The following is a 10,446-nucleotide window of genomic DNA, read 5'->3' on the forward strand; positions in this document are numbered from 1 at the left end:
CCGATCGGGGGCCTTTTTGCAAACAACCGGGCCGCACCGAAAATGGCCTGCTTTTACACCGCCACACTGGCCTGGAATCCGACCGCCGTTGACACGATGGCCCCGCTCGTCGAGGTAGAGCAGCAGCACCGCCCGATTTAGAGGATCGAAGCAAGCCATCGTCGCGTGCAGAGCGTCGAGTGCCTGGTTTGCTTCGAGATCGAGGCCAGTGGCGGCTACGGCGTCATGATCCGGCGTAAGTGCTGTCATCACCTTCGCCTCGCGATAGACCCGTCGGACATGGGACAGCGCGACATTGAGCGCGACGCGGTACATCCAGGTCGAGAAGGGCCGCCCCTCATCGTAGCGTGGCCACGCCGCCCATAGATTGGCCAGTATGTCCTGCATCAGGTCAGCGCGATCCTCGGGCTTGCGAGCATAGGTGGCGGAGACCTTGCGGAGGATGCCCGCATGAGTTTTGATCAGCGCCGCGAACCGATCGCCATCATTGGCCTCCCCACCCGTCACAGTTTCGCACCTCATCATGGCTTCATAAGGTTATTCGCAGCCATGGACGTTTCATCACACGATCGGCGAAAATTGGGTCGGCAAGGTTCTGGCCCCCTTGCGCACTGTCGGGATCGTCTTCTGCCCCGATCGAAAGCGTCCAACTGCAAGATCAACTGTACAAGTTCGCCGTGACGCTCTTCGAGCAGTGCGAGGAAACGCTCCCGTCAAGATCGTGGGCGAGGCTGTCCGGGCCGAGCTGGAAGGTGAAGGTCACCCGGCCAGTTCCAGCTTTGCCCGGGTAGCGCGCAGCGACGTCGCGCGGGAGCCGCTCGGGACGGCGACCCTCCGGGCGGCAAGAAGGCGCGTCCGCGGCCGCCATCATCATGCGACAGCGGGCTGAACGCGCGGGCGCGCATGCAGCCACTTGCCCCCTTCCTCGCAGAAAGCGCGTGCGCCGTTCCAAAGATAATTGCCTACGAGTCCGACTCCGCCGCCTAATTCGAGCTGCGCGTTTCCGCCGAATACGCGTTCGAATGGGAGATCTGCTTTCCACCCCAAGGCCTTCACCTCGGACGCTTCCTTGATGGACACCCTGCTATTGAACCTGTGCAAATGTTCGGCGGACGCCATCAACCAACCCGACTACAGATTTTCGGTTGTCGCCTTCCCTGAAGATCAAATCGAGCCCCGCATCCACCCTCAGGTTCTTGACGGGAATGGCCCTGGTGCCCGCCGGAGGCTGCAGCGCAACCGACTTCTGGACCAGCGTCCAGCCAGTGCGCGCGAGGACCAGCGGCGCGCTGGCCGAGGCGCTGCCTACACCCTCGGCGAGCATGACACGGTGGAACCCGGCCTGTCGCGCGGCGGATGTGATGACATCGTGCAGTGAGGGATGGAGAGTTCGATCATACAGGCCCAGCGGCAGGTCGCGTAGATCCTCAGGACCAAGCTGCTCCCTTTCAGCGAGCGGGTGATCCCATGGGATGAGCGCATCTGACCCAGGATCGTCGCAAAGGCGGATACTGGCCATGCCGGGTGGATAGGCCCCATCGGCGGGCTTCCCAAGGCCGGCGCTCCAACAGAAGCCGACATCGAGGGAGCCACGCAGAACAGCCTGCGGTTGATGGAGCCATGGCAGCCCGCTCGTCTGGACGACCGAGGGCGAAAAGCGAGCGTCCAGCTCTCCGAGGGCAAGCCGCACCAATTCGAAAGCCGTCCCGGTTTCAGGCAAGCCAACGACCAGGCGGTCCTCGGCCTGCCCGGAGGCTAGGCGGACCTCGGCAAGGGCTGTCGCAGCAGACGCGACCGCAATACGCGCCGGCCCTACAAGCGCTTCGCCTGCTGCCGTCAGGGTCATGCCCTTTGCGTGCCGCGTGAACAATGGCCCTCCGGCAGCGTGCTCCAGGTCCCTCAATTGCTGCGAGAGAGCAGGCTGGGACACATGCAGTCGTCTTGCGGCCCGGCCGACATGCGCCTCTTCGACAACGGCTAGAAAGTAGCGAAGGTGACGCAAATCCAACGCAAATCCTCTCCTTGGCCAGGCCGATAAGTATAGCTTATCGTGCGATTGGAACAATGACTTGGACCGACGCTGTCTCTCGGATGCAAATTTGCGTCAGAGGAGAAAGTCTGATGAAAATTTTACGGCACCGTCGGCGAATGGTCGCCCGCTTGGTTCACCTGGCGCTTGCGTTGCCGCTCGGGGCTGTCGTCTATGCACCGGAGGCGATTGCCTTGACGATCCGGCCATTCTTGCAACTCGGAATGTTCCCGCTTCTGGCCCTGAGTGGGATCTGGATGTGGCAAGGGCATCGGGTCCAGCGCTTGGTCGGTAGAACAGCCCCTTCTGTGCGGCCAAATGGGTCGGTGGCGTCATGACGAGCAATCTGACTTCCAAAAGTCGCAGCATCCTTGCCGCCGTATTGCTGTTCGGCCTCCTTCACCACGCGGATCATGCCCTGAGGGTAGATCACAGCGGTTGGCCATTCCTGCCGCAGGTCACCCCTTACACATTCAGCCTGCTGATCTATCCTGCCTTGGCACTCGTCATGTGGGCGGATGTCCCGCTGCGCCTGAAAGCTGCAATGGTCGGACTGATCGCGATCGGCGTGATCTATGCCCATATCGTGATCGAGACCCCGCGCATGCAATATGTCATGTGGGCCTTCAACCGCAGCCTGGAGCCTCAATTTGCAGGCGTCAGCAATGCACTGTGCATCAGCTCGCCGACGCTGGGCGTCTTCGCTGTCGTCATCGCGATGGGTGTCAACATACTGCTGCCGGTCCTCGCCCTGTCGCTCTGGAGAGACGGACGGCACGTGAACGCGACATGATTGGCTTGTAGCGCTATTTCGGTTCAGCCAACTTCGGCGGCTACTGCCGGGAGGATGTGCGTGAGCGTTGAAAATGGTCTGCTTGCACTTGCCGGATTCGATCCCGCAACGCTTTCGAGAGATTTCCGCACTCGACTGCATCCCCTTGTTGAGGCCGCCGACGAGCGTGGCCCATTGTTGGAGGAATGCTGCGGCGCCTATAATCACCGGCTGCTTCGGTTCTGCACCATGTTGACTGTTGAACGGTCCAAAGTTTCGTCGCAATGCTCAGCATGTCGCGAGAGCATGGACGTGGAAATTTTCGTCACCAAATTGCTTGAAACACGGGCAGGCGATCGCAATGCAGAAGTATCTGTTGGCGCGTCAATATTCCGATTGCCACGGATGGCCGATTTGGGCGCAATTGAAAGTGGCCCCGACGCTGAGCCAATCATATTGCAACTGGCTCGGATCTGTCGGATCAGGGGGTTGGAACCGATTGGCGAAGATCTGGTCGACGCATTGAGCTCTGCGTTCGATACGGCTGATCCTGCCGCTGCGATCAAGCTTGATCATGCCTGCACCCAATGTGGTCATCGGGCTCTTGTTTCTGTCCAGGTAGAATTGCTCGTGGCGAATGCTGCGACGCAGGCCTCAACCCGACTGCTCCAAGACATCGATGCAATCGCCAGCGCTTATGGTTGGAGCGAACCTCAGATTATGACCTTGCCACCTGAACGACGCGGTCGATATGTGGAGATAATCACTGCGCGCATTGGTGCACGGTAGTTGGCGGCGTGACTGTTTCGTGTTCTTAACAAATGTGCTCACAGACGAACCGCCGTCATGTACTCGCGAATGCTGGTAGGAGAAGGAAGTACGGCGGAAAACGTGTATGCCCGGTCAGGTGCGCGACGGACTACGCTCCAGCGTCCCCTTGCGGACATCACGTGCCCATCTGATGACGCCAAGGCCAACGAGATTGAAAGCCAGTGCGATGAAACTCCTTCTATGGTGCAGCCTTGCCCTTGCGACCGTTTGCTTTTCTCGGCCAGCTTTTGCAGTGGAAGATGCAGCTGCCTTGAGGCTTGCCGAGATGAACGGACTGGTTGGCACTTGGAGACAAGCAGACAAACCTGGCTCGCCGCTGCGCATCCGGTTTTCTTTGACCGCTGGCGGAACTGCGGTTGTAGAGGAGTGGCTGCGGGGCAGCCAGCCTCATTCCCTGACGATCTACCATCGTGACGGGCAAGGGTTAATCGCTACACACTACTGCCCACAGGGCAATCAGCCGCGTTTAGCGTGGGTTCCCTCATCAGCTGTGAATGTGCTGCGCTTCAATTTTCGCGACGCAACGGACCTCGACGCTACGCATGAATCATATCTTGTGGCGCTTGCGTTCGATCTATCACACGAGGGCAAGATAGTCCGAACTGAAACGTATCGGCGGGCCGGCGAAGACGAAGTCTCATCGATGCATTTGGTCCGCGATCAACATTGAGTGCTTAACCTGGCTGTGGTGACCTCCCACGATTGCGACCTTCTTGCACAATGCAAGACCGTCCCCTTGCGGACATTGACGGCGGCCCTGTTGATGGTCGTGGAGGGCTCTGTCAGCCATCGATACAGTTGTAGATTGAGTTGCAGCGGCCAGGGGAGATGACGGCCAGATCGTCTGTGCCGCCTCATCTGGGACAGGGACGCGTTACAGCAGATCAGCGCAAAGACTGCTGAGGGGGCGCAATTCCCACAAAAGCATGCGGCTATTTGATCGAAATCGGGGCCATCGTGACGGCAATACTGGTTTGCGAAATCGGCGCGATGACATGACGCAGGATCTCGATCTCGTTTTGCAGCGTGATCGGATCATGGCCGTCGGCAGCGCGGAGCGCGGTTTTCAGCCAGTCGCTGACATGTGGGCTTTCGAGCAGATGCCTTATCCGCGTATTCGTGATGGCGATCACGGTTTCGGGTTCGTGCTTCATGACGACCTCGCGCTCAGGTTGCGTTTCTGGCCGCTTCAGGCGGCGACTCTGGATTGGTTCGGCGTTTGCGTGCCGGCCTCTGACGGCTGCCAGCGCGAGTGCCCTGCATAGCGCCAGGCCATGCGGCCCGCGTCGTCGAGCGCGAACAGGTGCAGCCAGCGGTTGTCGAACAGCGCCGCAATGCCCGGGTGGCGTTCGAGGACCGCCGTCATCGCTTCGCGCGGGGCCTCGATGCAGACCGTCAGCCGCAGCGGTTCATGGACCAGTGACGCGCCGTCATGAACGGATTGCCACGGCAGCCCGGTGCGCAGCGTTCCGCCATTGCCTTCAACGACACCGAAACCGCCGACGACATTGTGAAGCAGCTTGTTGCCGCCACCGAACACTTCGGGCGCCACGCTCGATCCGTAATATTGCAGGCTGATCCAGCTCGCGACGACGACCGGCGCGGTCATGATCAGTTCCAGCACGCCGAAGCCTTCGTCCTTTTGCCAGTTATAGTCGTGCAGAAAGGCGCGGCCGCCGAGATTGCGGCCCTGGGTGCGCGCCCGCGGTGCAGCGATGAATGCCTTGCACCCCGCAAGGCCCCATTCCGGGCGAGTCTCGGCCCAGTCTCGGCTGCGGCGCGTGATCGCCTGCTGGTTGTCGGCGCGGGGAAGACGCGCGGCGCGTTCGGTACGCGCGAGTACGGTGGCGGCCTCCAGCCAGCTGCGCAGGCGGATGACGTCCTTGCGGTGCGCGGGCGATACGAGATCGCTGTCAAACAAATGCACCGCATCGGTGGTGGTGTCATGCAGGGCGCCCAGGAACATTGTACTGTAAGGGATCATGATGCCCTTTTCCCGCAAGCACATGCGCACCTCTTCATCGTTGAGCAGGCCGGCGAGCAACCTGGCATTGACCTCACCCGAATAGCCACCGCAGGCACCGCAGTGCAGCCCGCTGGCGTGCGGGTTGTTGACGACATTGGCACCATGACCCGCCAGCACCACCAGCGGTGCAAACCCCTCGGTCAACGACATCGCCCGCAGGATCGATTCGGCGCTACTGGCGCGTATCGCAAGGTCGAGTGCCGGATCGGGCCGGGGCGCCGGTTCATCGCAGTCGCCGGTTTTACCAAGTGCGAGCGCGTCACGTATCAGCTTGAAGCCATAAGTCGGTCCGGCGGCCTCGACGAAGGCGAATGACGAAACCGCTGCCAGCTTGAAACGAGCCCAGGCGCGAGTGACACGGGTCTCGAGCCGTTTCGCCATGTCGGCGGGGAGGTCGGCGGTCCCTCCGGCGCGGGTCGTCAGGCCGGGATTGAGCAGCACCGGCAACCGGTGTTCGGCCACGTCCGAGCCCAGCCGCTGATGCGATGCGGTCAGCCCGAAGAAGCCGGCAAAGCCCAGCGTCCGGATATGCGGATCGACCGTTTCCAGCGCCCGGCGAAATACCTCGGACCGGACATCTATGCAGAAGGCCATCTGCAGCTTTGGCGGCAATGCCGGGGCAACCGCTATCTCTTCGGCCAGAACCGCCGCAATCGCCCGCTGGGCCGCGTGCTCCGCCGCTTCCTGCACGATGGCGTCGACGCACTGTGCTTCCGTCGGGACCAGCGGCGTTGCATGGGCGACAACGGCCGCCTGCCATGCCGTGCCGATCTGTGGCCGGTAATGATCGAGCAAGGCATATTCCCACATCATCCGGATGGTAAGGAAGTCGGCGATCGCCGCATCGTCACCGCCGGCCAGATTGGCCTGCCACTGGCGATGTCGGGCTGCATGGGCCCAGCCGCCCAGCGCCGAAAGCGCGCGGTGGAAGCAGCTGGCCATGGCAGCGGGGGCGAGATCGAGCCGCGCGACGATCAGCGCCAGCGCCTCTTCGGCTGTTTCGGGCGCCGCCGCGACCTTGGCGGCAAAGCCCGCCAGCCCGAGGATTTCCGGGGTCAGGTCGTGGGTCGCGGCCGATCGCCAGGCAGCATAGGCGGAGGTGCCGCGCGGTGCCGCCCACAAGGCCTGGCCTTCGTCGAACCAGCCGGCGGCCCAATTGCCGAAGCGATCGGCAATGATTGCTGCCCAGTCGATACCGGAGGCTTCGGCAGCCAGATCGGCGATGGTCGGAATCGCCTGGGGGGGCGGGGCCGGCGCTGCAAGTGACTGCTTCAGCGCGGCGACGCTTGCCGGGCGCCAGCCTTCCGCCGCGTGCAGGGCGGATGCGAGATCATCGTCCGTGATGGCGCCGGACACGATCCGGTCCCGATACCACGCCCGGTCCATGGTCATCGCGATGCCGGCGGCCCGTGACATGCGGGCGGCGACCATCGCCAGCCCCTCGCCGGTCTGGCCGAGCCAGGGGTTGACGGCGACGCTGGATGCCAGCGGCCATGCCGGTGGGATGGCGGCGACAGCTGCCGTAACGGCAGCGCGCAAGCTGCTTTCGTGCGATGCAATCTCCGTGGTCATGCTGAAACCCTCGGGTTGGAGGAGGACGTACTGCGCAACGCCCAGCCGCCGAGCAGGCGGTCGGTCATCGCGTTGACGTAAAGGCCATTGGAAAAGTGCGCGCGCAGCCCTGCCGCTGCCGGATGATAGGCCCAGAGCGGAAACATCGCCTGCGCAACGGCGACGAGGCCGAAGCTGACCACTGTGAGCGCGATGAGCACCCATTCGAGCGGCCCCGGTGCCGGCGGCTGCGGAACGCTGCCTTCGATCAGCCAGTTGGCGACGACATGCAGAGCGAAATAGCCCAGCGAGGCGACCGTTGCGAGCACCGCCAGCCGCCGTGTCAGCGCCGCAGGCGCTGCCTCGGCAAGACCCTGAGCCAGCAGATAGGCGATCCCGAAAATCAGGATGGCACCCAGCGCCAGCGCCTGGGGCGATTGCCCGAGAAACCCAATTGCACCGCCGATAAGGCCATAGATCAGCAAGGCGACGACAAAGGCGCGCGCCACCGCCGCCGGGCCGGGGATGTCGACGATGCCGGGCCGACGAAACGTCGCGATCCGTTCTATCGCGCCGCCGGACGACAGAAAGGCGTGCGCCTTGTAAAGCGAATGGGCGACCAAGTGCAGCAAGGCGAGCGGGAACAGCGCCAACCCGCATTGCATGATCATGAAGCCCATCTGGGCGATGGTCGACCAGGCGAGCGAGGTCTTGACCGCCGGCTGGGTCAGCATGACCATGCCGGCGAAGAGGGCGGTGAAGCCGCCGATCATGACAAGGCCGGCGAGCGCGGCAGGCGACAGCAGCATGACGTCGGCAAAGCGGATCAGCAGGAAGCCACCGGCATTGATGACCCCGGCATGCAGCAGCGCCGACACCGGCGTCGGGGCTTCCATGACCTCAGTCAACCAGCCGTGGGTCGGAAACTGGGCCGATTTGAACAGCGCGGCGACTGCGAGCAACAGCGCTGCGCCATGGGCCGCATCGCCGCCGCCCCCGGCACGTGCTGCCGCGATGATCGTGCCGATGTCGGTCGTGCCATAGGCGATGGCGAGGATCAGCGCAGCGGCCACCAGCATGACATCGCCCGCACGCGCGAACACCAACTGCTTGCGTGCTGCCCGCTGCGCTGCAGGCCGGTCGGGATAGAAAAGCAGCAGACGCCTCAATCCGATGCCGATTCCGATCCAGGCCGCAGCCAGTAGGACGAGATTGCCGGCAACGACGAGCAGCATGACGCTCGCAAGCGTGGCGCATAGCCAGGCCATGAAACGGCCCTGCCAAGCCTCGCCATCAAGATAGGTGCCGGCAAAGCGAACGACGACCCAGCCGACGAATCCGACCAGCAGCAGCATGACCGCGCTTACCGCATCAAGCCGGACCGACAAGCCGATCTCGCTTGCCCCCATCAACGGGCTGGTTCCGGGCCCCGACGCAATGAGCAGGCCGGCGGCAAGAAGCGCGCTCGCCAGCGCCCCTATCACCAACCCTTCGATGGCCCTCAGCGCGCCGCGGCCAAGATGCCCGGGCCGCGCGAATCCCAGGGTGGCCGCGGCCAGCACGAGCGCCGGCGGCACCAGCATCATGAGTGTCATCATCAAGGTTATCCCCTCAACTCGCCGCTTTCGGCTCGGCTGGAGGCTTATCGGCAAGGGGGCGCCGCTAAAAATTCATTGTTTCGCGGAAATCGTTCTGTTTAAACGAACGAACAATGGCCGAGATGAACTATAATCACCTGCGCTATTTCTGGGCTGTAGCGCAGGACGGCAACCTGACTCGCACCGCGGAGCGGCTGAATGTCTCGCAATCCGCCCTGTCGGTGCAGATACGCAAGCTGGAGCACGGGCTTGGCCATACGCTGTTCGAGCGGCGTGGCCGTCAGCTCCATCTGACCGAGGCGGGAAGGATCACGCTTGACCACGCCGATGCAATCTTCGCTACCGGCCGCGACCTCATGGGCACGTTGCAACAGACAGGAACAGTGCGGCAGGCGGTTCGTATAGGTGCACTGGCAACCCTGTCGCGCAATTTCCAGATCGGCTTCCTGCGGCCCCTGCTCGGCCGCGACGATATCGAAGTCATCCTGCGCTCCGGCAGCGCGGCCGAACTGCTGCGGGGCTTGCAGGCTCTCAACCTCGATATCGTGTTGACCAACCAGGTGCCCGAGATCGACGCGCTGACTCCGTTCATTGCGCACAAGCTGTCGGAACAGCATGTCGGTCTCGTGGGAACGCCTCGCCTCATCGGCGCGAGGCGCAGCGTTGCGGATCTGCTGGCGCGACATCCACTAATCCTGCCGACCCAGGGCAGCACCATTCGCATCGGCTTCGACGCGCTTGCCGTTCAGCTTGGTATCAGCCCCCAGATCGCTGCCGAGGTGGACGACATTGCCATGATGCGCCTGCTGGTGCGCGAGGGATCGGCGCTCGCGGTGCTGCCGCCGATTGCTGTTCAAGACGAACTGGCAAGCGGCACACTGATCGAGGCCGATGAACTTCCGGGCATTGTCGAAACGTTTTTTGCCGTCACCATCGATCGCCGTTTTCCAAACCCGATTGTCCGATCGCTCATCGGCGCCAGTCGGGAATTCCAGATGGGCGAATCCAATTCATCGGCGCGCCGATGAAGCCCAGTTGGGCATGGGGCAACAAATCAATGGCTTTGACAATCACGCGCCAAAGCTCTGGACAGCTTGCGATCTGAAGAGGCCGCTCGATCGGGCGCGAATGTCTTGTAATGGCGAAAGCCGGCATTCAGCTAACGCACCAAATAGGACGCAGTATCCCAGAACCGGTCTTTCGCTCGTCCGCCACCCTATCAAAGAACGGCCCCCTAGCGGACGCATGGTAGTTTGCGGAAGGTCAGCCGGCTCGCACTGCCCACATGGCGTACCAGAGCCCGCGAAACACCGGCTGCACCCGCTCAAACCCCGCCGCTGCGAAAAGTTCGCTCATGCGGTTGTCGCCGATGATCGGCATCGCCGCAATGGCCGATGGACCCTGTTCGATGACTCCCTGCATCGCGGCTTCATGGCCCATCTGACCTTGCAGCTGCGCATGCTGGATGAACCAGGGAAGACAGGGTTCAAATCCATCGGTGCCATCGAAGCACAGATCGGCGCGCAGATACGGCGCGCGGACCAGAAGGTAAAGAGCCTCCACGCCGGCCACGGCGAGCTGCATGTCGCGATAGCGGTCAAGCGCAATGTCCCGGTCATAGTCCATGCTGCCCTCCCGG

The 10,446-nt window shown here is 62.7% G+C and carries 10 protein-coding genes; 4 read left to right on the forward strand and 6 right to left on the reverse strand.

Annotation, left to right across the window (positions count from 1 at the left end; genetic code table 11):
* Together FHS79_RS15065 and FHS79_RS15070 are read right to left on the reverse strand one after the other, a co-directional pair.
* Positions 1-525: RNA polymerase sigma factor (locus tag FHS79_RS15065; RefSeq protein ID WP_184201973.1), on the reverse strand; the 525-nt coding region annotated here is incomplete at its 3' end.
* A gap of 559 nt (positions 526-1,084) precedes the next feature.
* Positions 1,085-2,008, reverse strand: coding sequence for a LysR family transcriptional regulator (locus FHS79_RS15070; RefSeq protein WP_184201976.1), 924 nt, complete (start codon positions 2,006-2,008; stop codon positions 1,085-1,087).
* A 355-nt stretch (positions 2,009-2,363) separates the two neighbouring features.
* Here FHS79_RS15070 and FHS79_RS15075 point away from each other — a divergent pair, with 355 nt between their 5' ends.
* The 3 genes from FHS79_RS15075 (at position 2,364) to FHS79_RS15085 (ending at position 4,302) form a co-directional block, all read left to right on the forward strand.
* On the forward strand, positions 2,364-2,822 hold the full coding sequence (locus FHS79_RS15075; RefSeq protein WP_184201979.1) for a hypothetical protein: 459 nt from the start codon (positions 2,364-2,366) through the stop codon (positions 2,820-2,822).
* Between the two features lie 60 nt (positions 2,823-2,882).
* The gene (locus FHS79_RS15080) at positions 2,883-3,590 is read left to right on the forward strand and encodes a hypothetical protein (RefSeq protein ID WP_184201982.1); all 708 of its coding nucleotides are present in this window, start codon (positions 2,883-2,885) and stop codon (positions 3,588-3,590) included.
* Positions 3,591-3,864: 274 nt separating this feature from the next.
* Positions 3,865-4,302 carry a hypothetical protein gene (locus tag FHS79_RS15085; protein ID WP_184201984.1) on the forward strand — a complete coding sequence of 146 codons (438 nt, stop codon included), beginning with the start codon at positions 3,865-3,867 and terminating at the stop codon, positions 4,300-4,302.
* Between the two features lie 262 nt (positions 4,303-4,564).
* Here FHS79_RS15085 and FHS79_RS15090 read toward each other — a convergent pair whose 3' ends face one another.
* The 3 genes from FHS79_RS15090 to FHS79_RS15100 are packed head-to-tail and all read right to left on the reverse strand — an operon-like array spanning position 4,565 to position 8,807.
* On the reverse strand, positions 4,565-4,786 hold the full coding sequence (locus tag FHS79_RS15090; protein WP_184201987.1) for a hypothetical protein: 222 nt from the start codon (positions 4,784-4,786) through the stop codon (positions 4,565-4,567).
* Positions 4,787-4,821: 35 nt separating this feature from the next.
* Positions 4,822-7,230: a YbcC family protein gene (locus tag FHS79_RS15095; protein ID WP_184201990.1), complete on the reverse strand. Its 2,409-nt coding sequence runs from the start codon at positions 7,228-7,230 to the stop codon at positions 4,822-4,824.
* Positions 7,227-8,807: an NADH-quinone oxidoreductase subunit L gene (locus FHS79_RS15100; RefSeq protein WP_184201993.1), complete on the reverse strand. Its 1,581-nt coding sequence runs from the start codon at positions 8,805-8,807 to the stop codon at positions 7,227-7,229. Before FHS79_RS15100 ends, FHS79_RS15095 begins: the two co-directional genes overlap by 4 nt.
* Positions 8,808-8,920: 113 nt before the next feature.
* On the opposite strand from FHS79_RS15100, the gene FHS79_RS15105 reads away from it, so the two are divergent.
* Positions 8,921-9,835, forward strand: a complete 915-nt coding sequence (locus FHS79_RS15105; protein ID WP_184201996.1) for a LysR family transcriptional regulator — start codon at positions 8,921-8,923, stop codon at positions 9,833-9,835.
* Between the two features lie 235 nt (positions 9,836-10,070).
* Here the strand turns inward: FHS79_RS15105 and FHS79_RS15110 are convergent, their stop codons facing one another.
* Positions 10,071-10,433 (reverse strand): hypothetical protein, encoded by a 363-nt coding sequence (locus tag FHS79_RS15110; RefSeq protein WP_184201998.1) that lies wholly within the window; start codon positions 10,431-10,433, stop codon positions 10,071-10,073.
* Between the last annotated feature and the right edge of the window lie 13 nt (positions 10,434-10,446).

It is taken from the genome of Polymorphobacter multimanifer (assembly GCF_014205635.1).
GTDB classification, from domain to species: Bacteria; Pseudomonadota; Alphaproteobacteria; order Sphingomonadales; family Sphingomonadaceae; genus Sandarakinorhabdus; species Sandarakinorhabdus multimanifer.